20 protein-coding genes are annotated in these 22,418 nt (G+C 73.0%); 4 read left to right on the forward strand and 16 right to left on the reverse strand.

Annotated features, from left to right (window positions below):
• The 3 genes from GVV75_RS09315 to GVV75_RS09325 form a co-directional block, all read right to left on the reverse strand.
• Positions 1-523: ribonuclease H family protein (locus GVV75_RS09315; RefSeq protein WP_159814446.1), on the reverse strand; the 523-nt coding region annotated here is incomplete at its 3' end.
• Between the two features lie 123 nt (positions 524-646).
• Positions 647-913 (reverse strand): HPr family phosphocarrier protein, encoded by a 267-nt coding sequence (locus tag GVV75_RS09320; protein ID WP_159814448.1) that lies wholly within the window; start codon positions 911-913, stop codon positions 647-649.
• Between the two features lie 76 nt (positions 914-989).
• The gene (locus GVV75_RS09325) at positions 990-2,165 is read right to left on the reverse strand and encodes a GuaB3 family IMP dehydrogenase-related protein (protein WP_159814450.1); all 1,176 of its coding nucleotides are present in this window, start codon (positions 2,163-2,165) and stop codon (positions 990-992) included.
• 91 nt (positions 2,166-2,256) lie between these two features.
• Between GVV75_RS09325 and GVV75_RS09330 the strand changes: the two genes are divergently transcribed.
• Positions 2,257-3,003, forward strand: a complete 747-nt coding sequence (locus GVV75_RS09330; protein ID WP_159524523.1) for an exonuclease domain-containing protein — start codon at positions 2,257-2,259, stop codon at positions 3,001-3,003.
• 69 nt (positions 3,004-3,072) lie between these two features.
• Here the strand turns inward: GVV75_RS09330 and guaB are convergent, their stop codons facing one another.
• Together guaB and groES are read right to left on the reverse strand one after the other, a co-directional pair.
• Positions 3,073-4,629, reverse strand: a complete 1,557-nt coding sequence (gene guaB, locus GVV75_RS09335; protein WP_236266121.1) for an IMP dehydrogenase — start codon at positions 4,627-4,629, stop codon at positions 3,073-3,075.
• A 154-nt stretch (positions 4,630-4,783) separates the two neighbouring features.
• Positions 4,784-5,080 (reverse strand): co-chaperone GroES, encoded by a 297-nt coding sequence (gene groES, locus GVV75_RS09340; protein WP_159524525.1) that lies wholly within the window; start codon positions 5,078-5,080, stop codon positions 4,784-4,786.
• A gap of 411 nt (positions 5,081-5,491) precedes the next feature.
• Between groES and GVV75_RS09345 the strand changes: the two genes are divergently transcribed.
• Positions 5,492-6,736 (forward strand): class I SAM-dependent methyltransferase, encoded by a 1,245-nt coding sequence (locus tag GVV75_RS09345; RefSeq protein WP_236266123.1) that lies wholly within the window; start codon positions 5,492-5,494, stop codon positions 6,734-6,736.
• A 34-nt stretch (positions 6,737-6,770) separates the two neighbouring features.
• Here GVV75_RS09345 and GVV75_RS09350 read toward each other — a convergent pair whose 3' ends face one another.
• On the reverse strand, positions 6,771-7,370 hold the full coding sequence (locus tag GVV75_RS09350; RefSeq protein WP_159814455.1) for an STM3941 family protein: 600 nt from the start codon (positions 7,368-7,370) through the stop codon (positions 6,771-6,773).
• Positions 7,371-7,548: 178 nt separating this feature from the next.
• Between GVV75_RS09350 and GVV75_RS09355 the strand changes: the two genes are divergently transcribed.
• Positions 7,549-8,082, forward strand: coding sequence for a PH domain-containing protein (locus GVV75_RS09355; protein ID WP_159625772.1), 534 nt, complete (start codon positions 7,549-7,551; stop codon positions 8,080-8,082).
• A 27-nt stretch (positions 8,083-8,109) separates the two neighbouring features.
• Here the strand turns inward: GVV75_RS09355 and tsaD are convergent, their stop codons facing one another.
• Both tsaD and GVV75_RS09365 read right to left on the reverse strand, forming a co-directional pair.
• Positions 8,110-9,156 carry a tRNA (adenosine(37)-N6)-threonylcarbamoyltransferase complex transferase subunit TsaD gene (gene tsaD / locus GVV75_RS09360; protein WP_159814457.1) on the reverse strand — a complete coding sequence of 349 codons (1,047 nt, stop codon included), beginning with the start codon at positions 9,154-9,156 and terminating at the stop codon, positions 8,110-8,112.
• Between the two features lie 61 nt (positions 9,157-9,217).
• A complete protein-coding gene (locus GVV75_RS09365; protein ID WP_328703549.1) occupies positions 9,218-13,009 on the reverse strand; it encodes an ABC transporter ATP-binding protein in 3,792 nt (1,263 codons plus the stop codon).
• Positions 13,010-13,114: 105 nt separating this feature from the next.
• On the opposite strand from GVV75_RS09365, the gene GVV75_RS09370 reads away from it, so the two are divergent.
• Positions 13,115-13,774, forward strand: a complete 660-nt coding sequence (locus GVV75_RS09370) for a TetR/AcrR family transcriptional regulator (RefSeq protein WP_159814459.1) — start codon at positions 13,115-13,117, stop codon at positions 13,772-13,774.
• Between the two features lie 148 nt (positions 13,775-13,922).
• Here GVV75_RS09370 and GVV75_RS09375 read toward each other — a convergent pair whose 3' ends face one another.
• From GVV75_RS09375 to GVV75_RS09410, 8 genes are all read right to left on the reverse strand, one after another.
• Positions 13,923-14,693, reverse strand: a complete 771-nt coding sequence (locus GVV75_RS09375) for a succinate dehydrogenase/fumarate reductase iron-sulfur subunit (protein WP_159524531.1) — start codon at positions 14,691-14,693, stop codon at positions 13,923-13,925.
• A complete protein-coding gene (locus GVV75_RS09380; protein WP_159524532.1) occupies positions 14,690-16,723 on the reverse strand; it encodes a fumarate reductase/succinate dehydrogenase flavoprotein subunit in 2,034 nt (677 codons plus the stop codon). The genes GVV75_RS09375 and GVV75_RS09380 overlap by 4 nt, the downstream gene beginning before the upstream one ends.
• Before the next feature lie 5 nt (positions 16,724-16,728).
• Positions 16,729-17,457: a succinate dehydrogenase cytochrome b subunit gene (locus tag GVV75_RS09385; protein WP_201288755.1), complete on the reverse strand. Its 729-nt coding sequence runs from the start codon at positions 17,455-17,457 to the stop codon at positions 16,729-16,731.
• A gap of 312 nt (positions 17,458-17,769) precedes the next feature.
• Entirely contained in the window at positions 17,770-18,381 is a 612-nt protein-coding gene (locus tag GVV75_RS09390) for a GNAT family N-acetyltransferase (protein WP_236266122.1), read from the reverse strand.
• Between the two features lie 15 nt (positions 18,382-18,396).
• Positions 18,397-19,143 carry a tRNA (adenosine(37)-N6)-threonylcarbamoyltransferase complex dimerization subunit type 1 TsaB gene (gene tsaB, locus GVV75_RS09395; RefSeq protein ID WP_159814463.1) on the reverse strand — a complete coding sequence of 249 codons (747 nt, stop codon included), beginning with the start codon at positions 19,141-19,143 and terminating at the stop codon, positions 18,397-18,399.
• 24 nt (positions 19,144-19,167) lie between these two features.
• Positions 19,168-20,238, reverse strand: coding sequence for a hypothetical protein (locus GVV75_RS09400; RefSeq protein ID WP_159814465.1), 1,071 nt, complete (start codon positions 20,236-20,238; stop codon positions 19,168-19,170).
• Positions 20,238-20,867, reverse strand: coding sequence for a tRNA (adenosine(37)-N6)-threonylcarbamoyltransferase complex ATPase subunit type 1 TsaE (tsaE, locus tag GVV75_RS09405; RefSeq protein ID WP_159814467.1), 630 nt, complete (start codon positions 20,865-20,867; stop codon positions 20,238-20,240). Before tsaE ends, GVV75_RS09400 begins: the two co-directional genes overlap by 1 nt.
• Before the next feature lie 29 nt (positions 20,868-20,896).
• Complete coding sequence (locus GVV75_RS09410; RefSeq protein ID WP_159814469.1) at positions 20,897-22,249, reverse strand: alanine racemase; 1,353 nt, start codon at positions 22,247-22,249, stop codon at positions 20,897-20,899.
• Positions 22,250-22,418: the final 169 nt, after the last annotated feature.

The raw sequence follows: 22,418 nt of genomic DNA on the forward strand, positions 1-22,418 counted from the left end.
GGGGGGCGCCATCGGCGCCGGGCGCGCCAGTAGGCCGCGCGGTCGAGCCGGCGCCGGGCCAGCCCGGCCCACCGGGGATCGCCGCGCCTCGCTGGTAGGCGGTGGCGGCGGCGCGAGCGCGGGTATCGGCGGCCTCATTCATGGGGTGGCCCACGTGCCCCCGCACCCACTCGAAGCGCACCTGCCGGCCGGCCAGCGCCTCGTCAAGGGCGCGCATGAGGTCCTCGTTGAGGACCGGCTTGCCGTCGGCCTTACGCCAGCCACGCCTCTTCCAGCCGTGGCGCCACTTGGTCAGGGAGTTGATGACGTACTGGGAGTCCGCCTGGATGAGGAGGTCCTCGCCGGCCAGCCCAGCGGCGGCGGTCGCTCGCAGGAGCTCGAGGACGGCGGTGAGCTCGCCCCGGTTGTTCGTGGACTCGGGCCAACCGCCGGCGGCCCAGCAGTCGTCGCTCACGTACCACGCCCAGCCGGCGGGTCCGGGGTTGCCAAGGGCCGAGCCATCCGCGGCGGCGATGATCGTCATGGCCCACACCCTACCGGCGCGACGACGGTTCCCAGCAGCACGCCCCAGGCGGGCCGCCCGCATGAGCGTGGGGCGCCCCTCCGCTCCGGGAGGGGCGCCCCACGGGCGCACGATGCGCGGGCCTCAGGCATCGAGGTCGGTCTCGAGCAGGGCCTTGAGCTTGGCCAGGGCGGAGTCAGCGCCGTCGGCGTCCGAGGCCAGGGTGACGACGTCGCCGAAACCGGCGCCAAGGGTCATCACGCCGAGGATGGAAGAGGCGTCGACCGGCGCACCGCCCTCCTTGGCGATGGTGACGGGGACGCCCGTCTCGGCGACGGCCTTGACGAAGGTGGCGGCGGGACGGGCGTGAAGACCGACCTTGGAGGCGATAGTGGCGGTGACCTGAGCCATAGTGGTGCTCCTTAGGATGAGAAACAGGCGCGCGGGCGCAGCGTCCTGATGGTGTGCAGCGATCCCGCTGAACATGTCACAGCCTATCCGTTTTGCTCCTCCGCGGCATGTCTCGCGTGGGATCAGTCACGGATGGCATGTAGGGGGCGACGACGATCTGGGCCCGCTGCAACTCCTTGACGTCGCCATAGCCGGTGGCGGCCAGGGTGCGCCGCAGGGCGCCCATGATGTTGAGCGTGCCATCAGCGCGGTCCGAGGGGCCGTTGAGGATCTCCTCAAGGGTCCCCACGGTGCCCACATGCGTGCGGTAGCCGCGCGGGAGCCGGTCGTGGTAGGCCTCCGAGCCCCAGTGGTAGCCGTCGCCCGGCGCCTCGGCCGCCCGGGCGAGCGCCGCGCCGAGCATGACGGCATCGGCCCCGCAGGCGATGGCCTTGACGACGTCGCCGGAGTTGCCGACCCCGCCGTCGGCGATGACGTGGACGTAGCGACCCCCGGACTCGTCCATGTAGTCGCGCCTGGCGGCGGCGACGTCGGCGACGGCGGTGGCCATGGGCATGTGGAGGCCCAGGACCTGGCGGATGGATGAGGACGCCCCACCGCCCTGGCCCACGAGGACCCCGGCGGCCCCGGTGCGCATGAGGTGGAGGGCCGCCGTGTAGGTGGTCACCCCGCCGACGACGACGGGCACGTCGAGTTCGTAGATGAAGCGCTTGAGATTGAGCGGCTCCTTGGCGCCGGAGACGTGCTCGGCCGAGACGGTGGAGCCGCGGATGATGAGCAGGTCCACGCCGGCCTCGACGACGGCGCGCCAGTGCTCGAGGGCGTGGTTGGGGCTGAGCCTGCCCGCGACGACGGCGCCGGAGGCCCGCAGCCCCGCGACGCGCTCGGCGATGAGGGCGTGGTCCACGCGCCGCGAGTACACGTCCTGCAGGACGCGCGTGGCCTCCTCGGGAGCGGCGGAGCGGATGCGCGCGTAGGCATCAGCCGGGTCCGCGTAGCGGGTCCACAGGCCCTCCAGGTCAAGGGTGCCGATGCCTCCCAGGCTGCCGACGGCGATCGCCGTGCGGGGCCCCATCGCGGAGTCCATGGGGGCGGCCATGACGGGCAGGTCGACGTGGTAGGCGTCCAACTGCCAGCCGACGCGAACATCGCGGACGTCCCGGGTGCGCCGGGAGGGGACGAGGGCGATGTCCTCGAAGGAGTAGGCCTGGCGGGCGCGCTTGGAGCGCCCGATCTCGATCTCACCGCTCATGGACCGATCCTAGACGGGCGATCCTCCCCCGCCCGCCCCCGGCGACAAGAGCGCCCAGATCGATGTCAGGGCCCGGTGGCATCCTGGGCCCATGAGCGTTAAACCTGCCGCATGGGCCAGCGGCCCCCTCCTTGGACTGGACACCGAGACCACGGGAGTCGATCCCACCCGCGAGCGCCTGGTCACCGCCGCCCTGGTCTCGCGCGGGCGGCGCGCGGCCGACGGTGGGCGGGCCCAGTCCGTCACCACGTGGCTCGCCGATCCCGGCGTGGAGATCCCGGCGGCGGCCGCCGCCGTCCACGGGATCACCACCGAGCGGGCCCGGGCGGAGGGGCGCGCTATTGAGGAGGTTCTCACCGAGGTCTCCGATGCCCTCGTGTCCGCCATGGGCGCGGGCACGCCCGTGGTCGCCTTCAACGCCTCCTATGACCTCACCCTCCTGGAGGCCGAACTCGCCCGCCATGGGCTGGCCACCATGCGCGAGCGCTTGGGCCGTGAGCTCGGGCCGATCCTCGATCCCCTGGTCATCGACAGGGCGGTTGACCGCTTCCGCCGGGGCAAGCGGCGCCTGGGGGACATGGCCGCCGCCTACCGCGTGCCGGTGGACGAGGCCCTGCACACGGCGGAGGTGGACGTCATCGCCACACTAGACGTCCTCGAGGCGATCCTCGCCGCTCATCCGGAGGTGGCGGCCATTCCCGCTGAGGAACTGGTGGCCGCGCAGGCGCGCTACCACCGGCAGTGGGCGGAGTCCTTCAACAGGTGGCTGGCGAGGACGAGCCCGGGCCGTCCGGGCGCGCAGACCGCCTGGCCGCTGCCGGACTCCCCACCGGCGTGAGGGCCGCGCCCTCGGGCGCGAGGCGGGGCGGCCTGCGCGCCGGGTGAGGCGCAAGGCGCGCTGCCGCCCTCAGGAGCGCGACTGGTAGTTGGGGGCCTCGGCGGTCATCATGACGTCGTGCGGGTGGGACTCCTTGAGCCCCGCGGAGGTGATCCTCACGAACTGCCCGCGCTCCTTGAGCTCGGGGACCGTGCGGGCGCCCACGTAGAACATCGACTGGTGAAGGCCCCCCACCAACTGGTAGACGACGTCCGCCAGCGAACCGGAGTAGGGCACCTGGCCCTCGATGCCCTCGGGGACGATCTTGGAGTCCGAGGAGACATCGGCCTGGAAGTAGCGGTCCTTGGAGTAGGAGCGGCGCCCGCGCGAACTCATGGCGCCGAGCGAGCCCATGCCGCGGTAGCGCTTCCACTGCTTGCCGTTGACGAATACGAGGTCCCCCGGGGATTCGGTGCATCCGGCGAGCAGCGAGCCGAGCATGACCGTGTCCGCGCCGGCCACAAGCGCCTTGGCGATGTCGCCGGAGTACTGCAGGCCGCCGTCGGCGATGAGCGGGACGCCCGCGGGGCCGCAGGCGCGCGCGGCCTCGTAGACGGCGGTCACCTGCGGGACGCCGACCCCCGCCACCACGCGGGTGGTGCAGATCGAGCCCGGGCCCACGCCGACCTTGACGGCGTCGACCCCGGCGTCGATAAGCGCCTGGGCGCCCTCGCGGGTGGCCACGTTGCCGCCGATGACCTCGACACAGGAGAAGGCCGGGTCGGACTTGATGCGCGAGATCATCTCCAGGGCCAGGCGCGCCCCACCGTTGGCGGTGTCGACGACGAGCGCGTCCACACCGGCCTCGGCCAGGGCGGTGGCCCGCTCCCAGGTGTCGCCCCAGTAGCCGACGGCGGCGCCGACGACGAGGCGGCCCTCGGCGTCCTTCGTGGCGTTGGGGTACTGCTCGGTCTTGACGAAGTCCTTGACGGTAATGAGGCCGGTGAGGCGCCCGGCGTCGTCGATCAGGGGGAGCTTCTCGATGCGGTGCTCGGCGAGCAGGGCCTTGGCGTCCTCGCGAGAGATCCCCGTGCGCCCGGTGATGAGGCGCTCGCGCGGGGTCATGCAGTCGCGCACGCGGATCGTCGACCACTTCTCGGCGGGGACGAAGCGCAGGTCCCTATTGGTGATGATGCCGTGGAGAGCGCCGTCGGGGCCCACCACGGGCAGGCCGGAGACCTTGTACTGGCCGCACAGCTCATCGAGTTGGGAGATGGTGGCGTCCGGGCCGACGATGACGGGGTCGGAGACCATGCCGGACTCCGAGCGCTTGACCCGGCGCACCTGGTCGGCCTGCTCCTCGATGGACAGGTTGCGGTGGAGGATGCCCATGCCGCCCTGGCGGGCCATGGCGATGGCCATCTCCGACTCGGTGACGGTGTCCATGGCGGCGCTGAGCAGCGGCGTTGACAGGGTAATCCCGCGGGTCAGACGGGAGGTGGTATCGACCTCGGAGGGGATGACGTCCGTCAGCCTGGGCAGGAGGAGCACGTCGTCGTAGGTCAGTCCGGTGGGGGCGTAGATATCGGGGCTGGTGATCGAGTCGCTCACGGTCGCATCGTAGGTCGGCGGCGGGGCCGCGCGCATCCCAGGCCCGCCAGACGCGACGAGGGCCGCCATCGGGCGGCGGGGGCTGGCCCCAGGACCCACGGGCCGGGCGCGGCGCCCGAGACGCGCGGATCCCCCGGCGGCCGAGACGGCCCCTCCGGGGGATCCGAGGCGCGGGCCGGGCCCGCGGGGGTCACTTGGTGACGATCGCGAGGATGTCGCGGGCGGAGAGGATGAGGTACTCCTCGCCGTCGTACTTGACCTCGGTGCCGCCGTACTTGGAGTAGATGACGACGTCGCCCTCGGCGACATCGACCGGGACGCGGTTGCCGTTGTCGTCGACGCGGCCGGGGCCCACGGCCACGACCTTGCCCTCCTGCGGCTTCTCCTGGGCGGTGCCCGGCAGGACGATGCCGGAGGCGGTGACCTGCTCGGCCTCGACCGTCTGGACGACGATCCGGTCCTCGAGCGGCTTGATGGAGATCGACATTGCGGACCTCCCCTTCTCGCTAGTGGGTGGATGACATTGTCTGCTGCGCTCGATGCGCGCTGTGCCGCCGTCGCGGGGGCCGGCAAGCGCTCCTGAGTGCGAGCCGCGGGGCTGGTGGGCCCCGTGCCAAGAACGAATCTACGTCCGCGATTAGCACTCAGTCAACGCGAGTGCCAAGCGCTTGCGGGGCTTTCGCCGACGGCGTGGCCGGGGCTGGCGGGCCTGACGGTGCTGGCCGGGACGGCGGGGAGGCGCGACGCATGCCGGCTGCCGGACGCCCGGGTTGGCGATGGGTAGCACTAGGGGCATGCCATGATCGGGGGGATGACTGACTCCCAGCGCGACGTCGCCACGTCTGAGCCCGCCCAGCCCGAGCCCGCCGCCCCCTCCGACCCCGCGGCGCTGTCCCTCATGCCCCTGCTCACCCCGGAGGGCTGGGCGCTGCTCGGATCGCTGCCCCCATACGACGAGGCCGAGGCGCTCCGCCTCGCCGAGTCCCTGCGCGCCGCCGGCCACGCCCCGGCCCTCGTCGCCGCCGCCCTCACCCAGCAGCGCCTGCGCTCGCGCGCGGCCGCGAAGTTCGGCGACTTCGCCCAGCAGATGCTCTTCACGCCCGACGGGCTGGAGCAGGCCACCCGCCTGGCGGTCTCCGCCCACCACGCCGCCCGTTACGCAGCCGCGGGCGCGCACCGGGTCGCCGACCTCGGCTGCGGCATCGGCGGGGACGCCATGGCCCTGGCGGGACTGGGGCTTGACGTGCTCGCCGTCGAGCGCGACGAGGCGACGGCGGCCCTGGCGACCGTCAACCTCATGCCCTTCGAGGGCGCTCGGGTCCTGCGCGCCGACGCCCTGTCGGTCGACCTGGAGGCCGAGGGTGTCGACGCCGTCTTCGCCGACCCGGCCCGGCGGGCGGGCGGGCGACGGCTGACGGACCCCGAGCAGTGGTCGCCGCGGCTGAGCGAGGTCCTCGCGCTGCGCGAGCGCGTCGACGCCGTGGGGGTCAAGGTGGCGCCCGGCATCGACCACGCGCTCCTGCCCTCACACGCCCATGTCCAGTGGGTGAGCGTGGACGGGGAGGTTGTCGAGGCCGGCATCTGGTGCGGGCCACTGGCCCCGGAGGGGCCGGGCCGCTCGGCCCTGGTCCTGACCACGGGCGCCGACGGCGAGCCGCGGGCCCGGCGCCTGGCCGACCCGGCCTGCGCGGATCCCTCCGCCGCCCCGGAGCAGCTCGAGCCGGTGACCGGCACCGCCGAGATCGGTGAATTCCTCCTAGAGCCCGACGGCGCCGCGATCCGTGCGGGGCTGGTCGCCGAGCTGGCGCGCCGCACGGCCTCGCGCCCCGTGGGCACGCGCATCGCCTACCTCACCGGCGACACGCCGCCTCAGGCGTCACTCGCCCCCTTCCTGCGCTGCTGGCGCGTGCGCGAGGCGCTGCCGCTCAATCTCAAGGCCCTGCGGGCGCGGGTGCGCGAGCGCGGCATCGGGCGCCTGGAGATCCACAAGCGGGGCCTGCCCGTCTCCCTCGACGCCCTGCGCGCCTCCCTGCGCCTCAAGGGCGACGGGGCGGAGACGTGGGTGGCGACCCGGGTGGGCGTGCGCGACGAGCACGACCGGGGCGCCGTGCTCGTCGTCGAGCCCGTAGGCGCTGAGCGCTGAGTCCCTAAGGAGGGCAGGCCGGGGAACAGGCGGTTCACGACGTCGTCGACTCCCAGCCGACCCGCCGCTCCCCCTCCTCACGGATGACCGTCGCCAGGCTGACACCGGGCAGGCCGAGGACGCCGGAGTTGATGGCGATGGGCGCCTGGCCGCGGGAGGCTCGCGCCAGCATCGCCTGCCGCCGTCGCGGGTCCGCGATCATCTGCGCCAGCGCCTGCTCGGGGTGGTGGAGGAAGACGTGCACGTACTCGTTGCGGCCTGAGTTGGCCGACACCACGCGCAGCCCGGCGATCTCCTCCCAGGGAATGAGTCCGACAGCCTTGGGACCCGTGGCGTCGTGGACGCCGCGGTCGTCGATGACGACGCGCGGGCGCTGCCCCTTCTCGTGGCGCACGAAGGAGACGAGGGCGGCGAGCGCGCCGACGACGCCGGCCACGAGCAGGCCCGGGCCGAGCACGGGCCCTCGCCTGGTGCTGTAGATGAAGTCCGGCTGCCACACCATGAGGACGATCCCCGCGCATAGCATCGCGAGGGCGATGGCGATCATGCGGATGTCGTTGCTGCGCGCCTGCGAGCCTCGTTCGAGGACGCGCGCCGGGGTGCCGGCGGACGAGGGAGAAGGGGACTGGGTCATCGTGGGTCCTGTCTGCGTGTTGGTGCGCCGGTCCGCCGGCTGTCACACGGGCACCGGCGCGCGCACCGTCGCGGGGCGAGCGACGGCTGCGGTCGAGCGGGCACGGAGGACGGGAGCGGGAACCGGCGGGAACGGTTTGCTTGCACAGGAAACCTTATACTTTTTATACTTTACGTCCATGCCTTCCCCCGTATCCCGCTCCCCGCACGCCCCCTCCGCCCAACCGCCCCTCGTCATTCGCCCCGGAGCCACCGCCTGGGTGAGCGCAGCGATCCTGTCCGTCGTCGCTCTGGCCCTCCTCGCCGTCGCCGTCCTGCTGGCCGGTGCCGGTGTCGCGGCCGAGGGCGTGGGCCCCCAGGACCGGCCGAGCCCTGCCCTCATCGCCGTGCTCACGGCGATGGGCTTGGGGTTCCTCCTGCTGGCCGTCGTCCCCCTGCGCGCACGCTTGACCGTCGACGCGACCGGGCTGCACGCGCGTACGGCGCTGCGCACCCGTCACTACTCCTGGGACGAGGTGCACGGCCGCCTGTGGATCGAGCGGGCGCGGATCCGCCGCCGCGGGTTCACCGTGCACATCCACAGGCTCACTCTGGCCACCGAGACGGCGGAGGTGCGCCTGCCCGTCACCCGCCAAGGGCTGTCCCGCAGGCGGACCGCCCAGGCCATCGACGCCATCCACGATCAGGTCACGTCCTACGACCCGCTGTCCTGACCCGCGCCGCGCGCACGGTGGAGCCTGTCAGCGAGCGATAACGGTGTCCAGGGGCATGGCGGAGTCCGGGGCGAAGTCGAGCGGGCTCGGCTCGACGCCGGCGCGCGCCGCGGCCGCCCCGAGCGCCGCGATCTGGGCGCCGTTGTCTGTGCAGTAGCGCAGCGACGGGATGCGCAGGGTGATGCCCGCCGCCTGGCACCGCTCCGCGGCGAGCTCGCGCAGCCGCGAGTTCGCGGAGAACCCTCCGCCGATGACGAGGGTGTCGCAGCCCGTGTCGAGGCAGGCGGCCACGGCCTTGGCGGTCAGCGAGTCGTTGACAGCCTCGGAGAAGGCGGCGCAGATGTCATCCACCGGCACCTCTCGCCCGCCGTCCTCCAAGGACTCCACGTAGCGGGCCACGGCCGTCTTGAGGCCGGAGAAGGAGAAGTCGTAGCGGTGGCGCTCGCGGTCCTTCGCGGCAGCCAGCCCCCTGGGGAAGCGGATCGCCTCGCGGTCCCCGGCCTGGGAGCAGCGGTCCACATGAGGCCCGCCGGGATAGGGCAGCCCGAGGAGGCGGCCGACTTTGTCGAAGGCCTCCCCCGCGGCGTCGTCGAGGGTGCCGCCGAGCTCGACGACGTCGGTGGCGATGTCGCGGATGCTCAGGATGCTCGAGTGCCCGCCGGAGACGATGAGCCCGATGAAGCGGTCGGGCAGGGGCCCGTCGACAAGCTCGTCGACGGCGAGGTGGCCGATGACGTGGTTGACGCCGTAGATGGGCCTGCCCAGAGACGCCGCCAGGGCCTTGGCCGCGGAGATGCCCACGGTGAGCGAGCCAATGAGGCCGGGGCCCGCGCACACGGCGATGGCGTCGATCTCCTCAAGGCCTACTCCGGCGCGCTCCAGGGCGGCGTCGAGAGTGGGGACGAAGGCCTCCAGATGGGCGCGGGAGGCGATCTCGGGGATGATCCCGCCGAAGCGGGCGTACTCATCCATGGAGGTGGCGGTGACGTCGCCGAGCAGCTCGCGGCCGCGAACGAGGGCCACGCCGGTCTCATCACAGGTGGACTCGATGCCGAGGATCAAGGGGGCGCTCACGGCGCTCAGCCTAGCCCCTGCCAGGCGGAGGCCCGTACCGCGGCCGGGACGAGGATGGCGCTTACACCAGTGACCAGCCGCGGGCGCGGACCCGCCGAGTCCAGAAGTCCCGATAGGGACCCTCGGCCTCGATCAGGTCGGCATGGCGGCCGCGCTGGGCCACCCGCCCGTCGTCGCCGAGCACCACCACCTGGTCGGCGGCGGCGATCGTCTCGAGCTTGTGGGCGATGACAATGAGCGTGGAGGTGCGGCGCAACTCCTCCATGGCCGCCACAATATGGGCCTCGTTCTCCGCATCCAGGGCGCTGGTGGCCTCATCCAGCAGGACGATCGGCGCGCGCTTGAGCAGGGCCCGGGCGATCGAGACGCGCTGGCGCTCCCCGCCGGACAGGGCGCGCCCGCCCTCGCCGACGCGGGCCCCCCAGCCGTCGGGCAGGCGGTCCGCGATCTCGGTGACGCCCGCGAGCCCGGCCGCCCATCGCAACTGTTCCGGGCCCGCCCCCGGATCGCCGACGCGGATGTTGGCCTCCAGGGTTCCGTCGAAGAGGTAGACGTCCTGGAAGACCATGCTCAACTGCTCCATGAGCTGGGGGGTCGGCATGTCGCGAACATCAGCGCCGCCCACGCGCACGGCCCCCGAGTCCGCATCCCAGAAGCGGGCGATGAGGCGGGCGATCGTGGTCTTGCCCGAGCCGGAAGGGCCGACGATCGCGCACATCGTCCGCGCGGGGACCTCCATCGAGACACCGTCGAGGACACGCGCCCCCTCCCGGTATCCGAAGGTGACGCCGTCGAGGCGCACGGACCCGGGCTCGGTCAGCGCGGCGCGCCCGCTCGGCTCGTCCATGACGGGGGCGTCCATGACGGCGTCGAGATGACTCATCATCTGACGCCGCTCCTCCAGGCCGAAGGCGGCGCCGGAGACGTCGTCGAGCATGGTGGTGAAGCGCAGGCACATGCCGATGGTGGCGATCGCGGGCAGGGGCTCCATGGCGCCGGCGACGGCGAGGGAGGCGGTGAGCATGATCATGCCGACCACCACGACCTGGGTGACGGCGCCCGTGAGGAGGTTCCCACCGGTCTCCCACCACAGGGCGCGGCGGGAGGCGCGAAGGCCGTCGGCGAAGGCCGCCGTCAACCGCCCATAACGGCCCACCGCGCGGCACGAGCGCAGGGCCCCCTGACAGCGGGCGAACTCGACGATACGGGTGGCGAGCTCCCGCTCAGCGGGCTCCGAGATGGCCTTGCCGTGATCGAGAAGACGGCGGGCCAGGAGGATGAGCAGCGCCACGACGGGGGCGCCGACGGTCAGGAACAGCCCCAGGCGCCAGTCCCAGGCCCATGAGCCGATCCAGATGACGGCGCAGCCGGCGACGGCGGAGGCGATCCGGTACAGGAAGTGGGCGGCGGACTCTCCCAGGGACAGCATCTCCTGGCTAGCGGCCCGGGACATGGTGCCGGCGGAGTCGGAGTCGAACCAGCGCAGGGGCAGGCGGGCAATCTTGTCACCGATGGCGTGATGGACGTCGCGCATGAAGCCGAGCGCCCCCATCATGTTCGCACGCCTCCCGATGAAATCGATGACCGCCGACACGATGGCGCAGGCCGCGAGCGCCACCAGCCAGCCGCCGAGGCTCAGGCCCCAGCGGGTCCCGCCGTCGGCCAAGGCCACCGAGGCGGGCAGGAGGGACAGCAGAGCCACTCCGGAGATGAGGCCGCTGACCGCGCCGAGCGCGACCCCTCTCAGCGTCCGCCTCCAGGTGCCCGCGGTCATGAGGCGGCGGTAGTGGGCCAGCAGGGAGCGCCTCTCCCAGGCGGGCCCAGCGTCCCCCGGAGCCGGCGCCAGGCTCCCCCCGCCGCCGCGCCCCGCGCCCGGGTCCGGGTCCGGGGCGAGGCCGGCTCCCGGGAGGGCAGGATCCGGAGCGGCCGACGCGCCCGGAGCGGCCGATACCCCGGCCGGGGAGGCGCCGGCGTCGGCCAGCCGCCCGGACTGGCGCAGCAGGGCCCGGTAGTGGGGCTCATCCAGCAACTCGGCGTGGGTGGCGGCCGCGACGAGGCGCCCCCGCTCCATGACGGCGATGCGGTCGGCGCCGCGCACGACGGCGGGCCGGTGGGCGATTACCAGGACGGTGCGGTCCCGAACCAGCGCGCTCAGCGCCTCCTGGATCTGCGCCTCGGACTCCGGGTCGGCCATGGCGGTGGCCTCGTCCATGAGCAGGACGGGGGTGTCCAGCAGCAGGGCGCGGGCGATGGCGATGCGCTGCTCCTGGCCGCCGGACAGGGCAGCCTCCTGCCCTAAGACGGTGTCGTAGCCGCGCGGCAGGGCCATGATCTCCTCATCGATGCGGGCGGCGCGGGCGGCGGCGCGCACCTGCTCGTCGGTGGCGCCCGGGCAGCCCAGCGCGATGTTCTCGCGCACGGTGGCCCCCAGCAGTTGGGCATCCTGGAGGACGAAGGAGACGGTGGAGTAGAGGGTCTCCTCGTCCATGTCTCGCAGGTCCACCCCGCCGATGCGCACGACTCCGGAGTCGGGGTCGGCGAAGCGGGCGATGAGGGTGGCCAGCGTCGACTTGCCGGAGCCCGACGGCCCCAGCAGGGCGGTGACCGTGCCGGGCTCCAGGGTGAGGCTGACGTCGTCGAGAGCGCGGTTATCCCCGTAGGAGAAGGACACGCGCTCGATCTCGACGCGGGCCCCCACGGGCCGCTTCGGGCTGGCGGGGTCGGAAAGGACGGGGGTGTCGAGCACCTCGCACAGCCGCAGCGCCGCGGCGCCGGCCAGCTGGTAGGACCAGCTCACGGAGACCACGGTGATGAGCGCGTCGGGGAGCACGAGGGCGATAAGCGCGGCGGCCAGCACCTGCGGCAGGGTGACCACGCCGGCGTGGATGAGCAGGGAGCCGCCTCCCAGGTCGACCAGCAGGACCACCGGGATGGAGACCCACGCGAAGGACAGGCAGCTGACCGTCATGAGCGACATGGCCCAGTCGTGGTAGAAGCGGGAGAACCCGTCGGCGGCGGCCAGGTAGGCGCCGTGGGCCCGCCCGCCGCGCCCGAAGGCCTTGACCACCGGGATGCCGGTGACGAACTCGACCATGGTGGAGGACACGTCCGCGAGCCGGCGGTCCATCTCCACCGTCTTGTCCCTCATGCCTCTCAGGGACAGTGAGTAGGTCGCCAGGCACAGGGGCATGGTGGCCACGGCCAGAAGGGCCAGGCGCCAGTCGATCCAGAAGGCGCAGGCCAGGAGCGCCAGGGGCGAGACGATGGCGTTGAGGCGCTCGATGGGGGCGTGGGCGATGACGGTGTGGACGGCGGCGGTGTCATCCTGAACGGCCTTGCGCACACGACCGGAGGAGGAGGCGGTGAACCAGGCCAGTGGGGCGCGGGAGACGCGGGCGACGATGTCGCGGCGCAGCCGGTCGCGCAGGCGCAGGTCCGCCATGTGGGTGATGAGCAGGGCGACGGAGTACAGCAGCAGCCTGGCCGTGTAGGCGCCCACGAGCAGCATGACGACGTCGTTCGCCTGCTGGCGGTCGGGGGCGACGCCGGCGTTGTGGGCGTCCAGGAGGATGTCGCCCAGGCGCACGAGGGCGACATAGGGGGCGACGGAGAGCACACCCGAGGCGACGGTGAGCGCCTGCCCGATCCCCAGCCAGCCGCGCACGGGGGCTCCCAGGCGCCGCAGCGCGGCCTGCCCAGCGCGGGATCTCTCGGCGTTGCCACCCCCGGTCCGCTCGGATCCGCTCTCCCCCGAGGGCGGGGCGCCGACGCGCGGCACCGGCCCCCGGTCCAGAGGGGCGATGGATGCGGGCTGGGATTCCGATGATCCCGACGTCGTCTCGCCTGTGCTCACTGAACGCCTCCCATCAACTCTGAAAGCCTTTCAGATTTGACTTAGGACGATCTTACTACGGCGCCTCGTCGGCCACCAGGGGACGCCGGCGGCTACCGTGGGGCCATGACGACCACGAGGAGCCCGAGGAGCACGAGGAGACAGGGCCGCCCCACAGGGCCCAAGCCGGGATTCTCCCGCCAGGACGTCGTCGACGCGGCACTGGAGATCGGGATCGCCGACTTCACGCTGACAGCCGTGGCCGAGCGCCTGGGGGTCGCCGTCTCCGGCCTGTACCGCGCCATCACCTCGCGCGAGGACCTGCTGCGGGCGTGCCTGACCGAGCTCGCCACGCGACTGCGCTTCTCCCCCGACCCCGTCGACTGGCGCCGCAACGCCCACCATCAGGTCGAGTCCCTGTGGGCGCTGCTGGAGGGCTGCCCGGGGCTCGACCGCCTACTCATCACCATGCCCTGGGCGGCCGAGTGCTTCGCATCCACGATCGAGGCCGCCCACCGGGCCTTCGTCGAGGGCGGCCTGAGCCAGGAGGACGCCGCCCTGGCCGTCGACATCATCGCCGACACCACCGTCGCCACGCATGTCCAGGTCGCCGCCCTGAGGGCCGACTGGCTGGGGCGGGAGGGCCCCAGCGGTGACGGCTTCCGGAGCCTTCCCCCCTACCACCCCGATCCGTCCTGGCTGGAGCGGGGCTGGCTCGATCGCAAGATCGGCCTCATCCTCGATGGATTCCAGCCCCGCGTGGGCGCCGCCCGGCCGTCGTCATAGCGAGGCCCCGGCCGTCGTCATAGCAGCGAGGCGGGGCGCGGTTCCCGGAAGCGCCGCCGAGTCTCCTCGAACGGGCGTTCCGAGAACCGCGCCCCGCTGGTCGCCGCGGGCCCTAGTGCGCCTCCGGGCGCCAGGGCCTCAGCGCCACCTAGTGGGCCTTCTGCCCCTTCCACAGCGCGTGGCCGAGGTCGCGGTTGAGTCGCGAGATGACCTCGATCGGGACCGACTTGGGGCACACGGCGGCGCACTCACCGATGTTCGTGCAGCCACCGAAGCCCTCGGCGTCGTGCTGGTTCAGCATGGAGACCACGCGGGCGAGGCGCTCGGGCTGGCCCTGCGGGAGCAGGCCCAGGTGGGAGATCTTCGCGCCGGTGAACAGCATGGCGGAGGCGTTCGGGCAGGCGGCGACGCAGGCCCCGCAGCCGATGCAGGCCGCGGCCTCGAAGGCGGCGTCGGCCTTCTCCTTCTGGACGGGCACGGAGTGGGCCTCGGGGGCGCCTCCGGTGTTGACCGAGATGTAGCCGCCGGCCTGGACGATGCGGTCGAGGGCGGAGCGGTCCACCATGAGGTCCTTGAGGATCGGGAAGCCCGTCGAGCGCCAGGGCTCGATGGTGATCGTGGAGCCGTCCTTGAAGGAGGGGTCCTCGGCGAGGTGGCGCATGTGCAGCTGGCAGGTGGTGGAGCGGATGGGCCCGTGGGCCTGCCCGTTGATGACGACGCCGCACTGGCCGCAGATGCCCTCGCGGCAGTCGGAGTCGAAGGTGACGGGGTCCTTGCCCTCGGCGAAGAGTTGCTCGTTGAGCAGGTCGAGGACCTCGAGGAAGCTCATGTGCTCCTCGACGCCGGTCATCGAGTACTCCTCGAAGTGGCCCTTGGCGCTCGTGTTCTTCTGGCGCCAGATCTTCAGCTTGATGTTCACTTGTAACTCCGCTGCTTGAGCTCGATGTCCTTGTAGATGAGGTCCTCCTTGTGGAGGATCGGGGGCTGGTTCTCGCCACCCCACTCCCATGCGGCGACGTAGAGGAACTCGTCGTCATGGCGTAGCGCCTCGCCCTCGGGGGTCTGGGACTCGGCCCGGAAGTGCCCGCCGCAGGATTCGCGGCGGTGGAGGGCATCGATGCACATGAGCTCGGCGAGCTCGAAGAAGTCGAGCAGGCGCCCGGCCTTCTCCAGGGCCTGGTTGACCTCCGTGGCCTCACCGGTGACGCGGCCATCCCTCCAGAACTCCTCCTTGAGGGCGCGGATCTGCTTGATGGCCTCGCGCAGTCCGGCGTCGCGGCGCTCCATGCCGCAGTACTCCCACATGATGCGGCCCAGCGACATGTGGAAGTCGTCCACGCTGCGGGTGCCGCGCAGGGCCATGAGGCGGTTGATGCGGTCCTCGACGGAGGCCTTCGCCTCGGCGATCTCGGGGGCGTTCGGGTCGACCTTGCCCAGGCGGAGCATGTCGGCCAGGTAGTCGTTCATGGTGTCGGGCAGGACGAAGTAGCCATCGGCCAGGCCCTGCATGAGGGCCGAGGCGCCCAGGCGGTTGGCGCCGTGGTCGGAGAAGTTGGCCTCCCCGCCGACGTAGAGGCCCGGGATGTTGGACTCCAGGTCGTAGTCGACCCACAGCCCGCCCATCGTGTAGTGGACGGCGGGGTAGATGCGCATCGGGACCTCATAGGGGTCGTCGCCGGTGATGCGCTGGTACATCTCGAACAGGTTGCCGTAGCGGGCGGAGACGGCGTCCTTGCCCAGGCGGCCGATGGCCTCGGAGAAGTCGAGGTAGACGCCCCGGCGCATCATGCGCTCGGTGCCGTCAGCGTCCTTCTCCTTGATGGCGGGGCCGACGCCGCGGCCCTCGTCGCACATGTTCTTGGCCTGGCGCGAGGCGATGTCACGGGGCACGAGGTTGCCGAAGGCCGGGTAGATGCGCTCGAGGTAGTAGTCGCGGTCCTCCTCGGGGATCTGGCGCGGGTCCTTGTCGCAGTCCTCGGCGCGCTTGGGCACCCAGATGCGCCCGTCGTTACGCAGTGACTCGCTCATGAGGGTGAGCTTGGACTGGAAGTCGCCGGACTGTGGGATGCAGGTCGGGTGGATCTGCGTGTAGCAGGGGTTGGCGAAGTAGGCGCCCTTGCGGTGCGCGCGCCAGATGGCGGTGGCGTTGCAGCCCATGGCGTTGGTGGACAGGAAGAAGACGTTCCCGTACCCACCGGTGGCCAGCACGACGGCGTCGGCCAGGTGCGTAGAGATCTCGCCGGTGACCATGTCGCGGGAGACGATGCCGCGGGCCCGGCCGTCCACGATGATCAACTCGACCATCTCGTGGCGGCGGAACTCCTTGACCGTGCCGGCGTGCACCTGGCGCTCCAGGGCCTGGTAGGCGCCGATGAGGAGCTGCTGGCCGGTCTGGCCGCGGGCGTAGAAGGTGCGGGAGACCTGGACGCCGCCGAAGGAGCGGTTGTCGAGCAGGCCGCCGTACTCGCGGGCGAAGGGGACGCCCTGGGCGACGCACTGGTCGATGATGTTGGCGCTGACCTCGGCCAGGCGGTAGACGTTGTCCTCGCGGGCGCGGTAGTCGCCGCCCTTGACGGTGTCATAGAAGAGGCGGTGGACGGAGTCGCCGTCGTTGCGGTAGTTCTTCGCGGCGTTGATGCCGCCCTGGGCCGCGATGGAGTGCGCGCGGCGGGCGGAGTCCTGGTAGAAGAAGACCTGGACGTTGTAGCCCTGCTCGCCGAGCGAGGCCGCCGCCGCGCCACCGGCCAGGCCGGAGCCGACGACGATGATGTCGAGCTTGCGGCGGTTGGCGGGGTTGACGAGCTTGGCGTTGAACTTGCGCTGCTCCCAGCGCTGCGCGATCGGGACGTCGTGCGGGGCCTTGGTGTCGGCGATCCGGTCGCCCTCGTAGTAGAGGCCGTCGACGAGCGGCGCCGTCGGGGCGGGGGTCGATGCGGTGGTGTTGCTCATGTCTTTCACTTACCCATCCAGTTGATGCCCGCGTTCGCGGCCTCGACGGCGTACTTCGCGGCGTCCATGGGCTCAGGGGTCAGGCCCAGGAGGATCGCGGTGGGCACGCACATGAAGGCGAGGAAGAGCCCGAAGGCGACGATGAACGCGACGAGGCGGACGAAGGGGATGACGTTGCCGCGGATCGCGCCGAGGGTCTGCAGGGCGGACCACACGCCGTGCCACACGTGCAGGCACAGGGCGGCCAGCGCCACCGCGTAGATCAGCCAGACCCACCACAGCTGGAAGCCGTAGTACATGTTCATGTAGGCGCGGCCGTGGACGTACTCGCCGCCGGGGGTCAGCCACAGCGTCGTGAACTGCGGGATGTGCACGATGAAGATGAACAGCAGGAGGATGACGCCGCCCCAGCGCATGGTGCGCATGGCGTAGCGGGAGGCGAAGTACTCCGCGTTGGGCTTCTTCACCGCGTAGGCGTCTTTGCCTCGGGCCTTGACGTTGCGGCTCCACAGGTGGAAGGCGCTGCCGGCGTGGGCCGCGAGGCACGCCAGGAGGGCGACGCGCAGGATCCACAGGAACCCGCCGAAGGGGAGGATCGGGACGAGCAGCTCGCGCAGGAAGTACGCGTAGTGGTCGTAGGCGATCTCACCCTCGAAGTAGTGGGTGTTGCCGTAGGCGTGGAACAGGACGAAGAACAGGAACACGATGCCCGAGACCGCCATCATGCGCTTCATGAAGACTGTCGTCGTCAACGCGCTCCGCTTCTTGGAGGGAACAGTCGCTTTGGTCACGTGACGAGCCTACGGACCCGATGGGACGGATGTTCGGGACCCTTGGGCCCAGAACGTCAGATAAGCCCTCCGACCGCGCGCTTCCAGGCGAAACTCAGGTTGATTCGCCGCCGTGGGGCCCCGGGCGCACCGCCGGAGAGGGCCTGATCACCGCCGGGGGCGCCCGCCATTTCGTTACGCCCGCGTGAAGGAAATAGTGATGGAGATCCTATCGGACGGCGTCCCCGGGCGGCGCACGAGGCCGGATCGAACCGGTCAGACCGCTTCCGAGCCCACGGGGCCGACGCCCGCGGGGCGCTCAGCGGCGCCGGTGGTCTGATGACCCGGCTCGCTGAGCGCCAGGCGCATGACGACGGCGTCCTCGATCGGGGCGGAGTAGTAGCGGCGGCGCCGACCGATCAGCGTGAAGCCCCGCGAGAGGTAGAGCGCCTGGGCGGCGTCGTTGGAGGCGCGGGCCTCGAGCAGGACGGCGCCGCAGCCCGCGCCCCGCGCCCGGTCGATCAGGTGGTCGAGCATCGCTCGGGCCAGGCCGAGGCGCCGGGCGCGCGCCGCCGTGGCGATGGTGAGCAGGTCGGCGTCCCCCCGGCCGTCCCCGACCCAGAGCCCCGCGTAGCCCAGGATCGCGCGCGGCGCGTCGGCGCCGTCAGCGCGATCCTCCCCATCTGCGCCGTCCTCGACGACGATGTAGTGGCGGTCGGCCCCCCGGCCCTGAGTGGCGGCGAGCTCAGCGCGCAGCAGCGCCGGGCTCCAGGCCTCGCCCCCAAAGAGCTCGGCCTCAAGGGCGGCGACGGCGTCGAGGTCGCCGGCGCGCATCTCGCGCAGGCGCGCGCCGGTGGGGGCGAGGCGCTCCATGGATCCGGAAGGCATCTGGGGCGCGCGGGCTCAGCCCGCGAGGGCGCGCTTGCGGCCGGTCGGCACCTGGGCGTCCGCCAGGCGCAGATAGAGGGGCTCTGTGCCGAGCTCCTCCCCCCGGGCCAGGCGGGCCAGCGCGATGCGCGCCTGCGCCCCGGCGCTGCCGGAGGCCGGGGCCAGCACGGGGCGGCCGTCCGCGATCTCGGGGTAGAGGACGCACCCCGAGCCGGCGGCGACGGCGGCGGAGCCGAGCCCCGCCAGGCGCTCGGCGGCGGCCAGCGGGGTGGTGACCGCGGGGGCGGCGAGGGGCTCGACGTCGTCGGCACCCCGGGCGCGGTAGGCGGCGCAGTAGACCTCCTTGCGGCGCGCGTCCGTGGCCACGAGGACGGTCGCGGCATCGGCCGCCTCGCGCCCTTGCTCGGCGGTGAACTCATCGAGGGCCCGGCGGGCGACGGCGTCGAGGCTCGGGACTCCGCACGCGGGGATACGGCGGGCGCGGGCAAGGGCGCGGGCGGTGACCAGGCCGGCGCGCAGGCCGGTGAAGGGCGCGGGGCCGGTGGCGACGACGACGACGTCGAGCGGGGCGCCGTCATCGGGGGCCGCGAGAGCGGCGGCGAGCATCGGCCCGAGCGATTCGGCGTGACGGCGGGAGTCCTCCTGCGCCTGGGCGGACAGGATCCTCAGGGCGCGCGCAGCGCCGTCGGCGGGGGCGTCGGGCTCGGCGTCGCACAGGAGGAGCTGGGTTCCGAGGGATGAGTCGATGGAGAGGATGCGCACGGGGCGAGCCTATCCCCGCCCGCCTCAGGGCTGCTCGGGCGTCCTGGCCATCTCGGGCGTCTTGGTGATCTCCGGGGCGTCGTCGCCGCGCTTGGCGGGGGCCCGGTCCGGGCGGATGGGTTCGGGCGCCCTCCTCGGCCTGGTCCTGGCAGGGGGCCTCGCGGGGGCGAGGATCCGTCGCTCCCGGCGCACGGTGAGGATGATCAGGAGCAGGCCGATAGCCACGGCGGCGGAAACCTCCGCCTGCTGATGCGCGCTGAGCGAGGAGTCCTCGCCCTTGCCGATGGCGGGGGCGGGGGCGGGGGGCGTCGTCTGGGAGCGCTGGAGGATGGCGGCGGAGTAGTCGCGCAAGGAGATGGGACCGGCGAGCATCGCCTGGGCGCCGTGGGAGGCCGCCCGGACCCGCCCGCCCGACACCAGGTACCAGTCGGTGGACCGCCCGAGGACGATGATCGCGCCCTGGGCCTCCGTGGGGGGCGCCGCGGCCGTGGAGGCGGGCGCGGGGCTGGTCGGATGCGCCCGCGCGGCGGGGGGCGCCTGGGAGGCGCCGGGGGCGGTGGCCCGGCCGGGGGCGGCCTCGACGAGCGCGGCGGCGAGGAGGCCGTCCTCGATGGTGGTCCCCTGGGCCGTGGAGTCGGCGACGATGACGGCGATGGCGCCGACAGGCTCACCGTCGACCAGGATGGGGGCGGCCCAGAGGGCGGCGGCCGGCAGGGGGTCCTCCGGCGCGCTGCCGTCGAGGAAGCCGGTGGACCAGCGGTGGACCTGGACGGGCTCGCCCAGCGCCGCCTGGCCATCGGCGCCGGCCAGGTCGGAGGCCAGGGATGGCCCCTCGGCCTGGAGCCAGGCGCGCGCGATGGCAGCGTCCCCGGGGGCGGGGTCGGGGGCGGCGCGCGGGTCCGGGGCCGATGAGGGGGACGGCGAGGCGGCGGGGGCCTCCGGCGCCTCCGGGCGCGCGGGCAGTGCGAGTGATGCGGGTGATGCGGCCGCCCTGGGGGCGATGAGACGCGGGGCGGCGAGCGGCGCCAGGGCGATGAGCATGACGATGAGCGCCGGGAGCGCTGCCGGCGCCAGGGGGCGGAGGGCCGCGCGCATCAGCCGACCAGAGCGCCCAGGTCCACGCCGGCCCAGCGCCGCCCATGGGCCTGGATCGTGATGGCGCGGCGCCCGTCGTCGACGCCGTCGAGGTCGAGGACCGGACGGGCTGCGGGATCGGCGGGATCGGCGGGACTGGCGGGATGATCGGGGGCGGAGGATGGGGCGCCGTCGGCCGCGCCATGGGCGCCGTCGGCCGCGTCCCCCGGGGCGGGGAGGCCTCCATGGGGGCGGTCGACGCTGATCTCAAGGCGGTCCTCGGCGAGGCCCTCGACCTTGTTCCGCCCCCACTCGACGAGGGTGACCGAGCGCTCCATGGAGGAGTCGAGGTCGAGGGCGTCAACCTCCTCAAGGCTGGACAGCCGGTAGGCGTCGACGTGGATGAGGTCCGGACCGTCCCCGAGGGCGGGGTGGGCGCGGGCGATGATGAAGGTGGGCGAGGAGACGCGGCCGCGCACATCCATGGCGGCGCCGATCCCCTGGGCGAGGGTGGTCTTTCCCGCCCCGAGCCCGCCGGTGAGGAGCACGAGGTCACCGGCTCTGAGCAGGGACGCGAGGCGCGCGCCGAGGGCGCGGGTGGCCTCCGCATCGGCCGTGCTCACCACGATCTGGCGCGGGCTGTCTGACATCGCGGGTCCTCTCAGCTGGAGATGGCAGATCAGACTCTATCCTCCCAGCCAACTCCCAGATAAACCCGGGGCACGCGCGCGCCGAGACGGGTAACGATCTCATAGTTGATAGTGCCGCATGCGCCGGCCCACTCGTCCGCCGTCGGGATGCCCGCCGGATCAGCGCCATCGCCCCACAGGACGGCGGTGTCACCAGCACGGGCCGGGGGCTCATCCCCGGCGGGGGCATCGGCGGGGGCCGCGGGCCCGAGGTCTATGACCACCTGGTCCATGCACACGCGGCCCACGATCCTGGCGTGGATCGGGGGCGGGGCAGTGCCGGCCGATGGGCCGGCCTCAGCGCTGGCCGATGGGCCGACCGGGGAGGAGATCACCGTGACGGGGGCGCCGGGGGCCGCGCGCGGGATGCCGTCGGCGTAGCCGAGGGGGACCAGGCCGACCCAGCGACTCGTGGGGGCGGTCCAGGTGCCGCCGTAGGAGACCGCTTGCCCCGCGGGGATGCGCTTGACGAGCGTTAAAGGGGCTTCCAGGCGCATGGCGGGGCGCAGCCCGAGCCCCGCGCTGGTGGCGACGGTGGGGTCGGGTGAGAGCCCGTAGAGCCCGATGCCCGCGCGCACGAGGTCGAGGCGCGCCTCGGGGTGCCACAGCAGCCCGCCCGTGGCCGCGAGGTGGCGGACCACCGGCGAGAGCCCCGCCGCGGTGACGACGGCGTCGGCGGCGCGGAAGCGGGCCAGGTGGTCTTCGGTGGAACCGGAGTCGGGCTCGTCGGCGCGCGAGAGGTGGGACCACAGGCCGACGACGGCGAGGCGCCCCGCGCGCTCGGCCTGGGCGAGGGCGGATGCCAGCGCGGGGAGTTCGCCGTCGGTCGCGCCGCCGCGGGACATGCCGGTGTCGGCCTTGAGGTGGACGCGGGCGGCGCGCCCCTCGGCGTCGGCGGCGGCCGCGATGGCGCGGGCCTGGTCGGGGGTGGAGACGGACAGGTCGAGGTCGGCGGCGATCGCTGCGCGCAGGGGGGACCCCGGGGCGGCGGCGCCCTCGGGGGTGAGGACGGGGGCGAGCCAGGTGAGGATGCGCGGCGCGTCCGGCGTGGGCAGTGAGCGGGGCGCGGGGCGCGCGATGCCGGTGGCGTCGAGGAGGGAACGCAGGTGGAGCGCCTCGGCGAGCTGGGCGACGCCGAGCCAGGTGGCGCCGGCGCCGAGGCAGGCGCGCGCGACGGGCTCCAGGCCGTGCCCATAGGCGTCGGCTTTGACGACGGCCATCCAGGCAGTGCCGGCGGCCCGGGCGAGGACGGCGGCGTTGTGGGCGATGGCGCCGAGGTCGATGACGGCCCGGGAGGTGGTGGCGGGGATCGGCGGTGCGGTGGAAGCTGTTGTCGCGCTCACGCCGTGATTCTCCCACTCCCCCACCCCACCCCCCTACGCCGAGACAGGTCGAGGTCGGCGGCGATCGCTGCGCGCAGGGGGGACCCCGGGGCGGCGGCGCCCTCGGGGGTGAGGACGGGGGCGAGCCAGGTGAGGATGCGCGGCGCGTCCGGCGTGGGCAGTGAGCGGG

Source organism: Actinomyces sp. zg328 (assembly GCF_009829635.1).
GTDB classification, from domain to species: Bacteria; Actinomycetota; Actinomycetes; order Actinomycetales; family Actinomycetaceae; genus Actinomyces; species Actinomyces marmotae.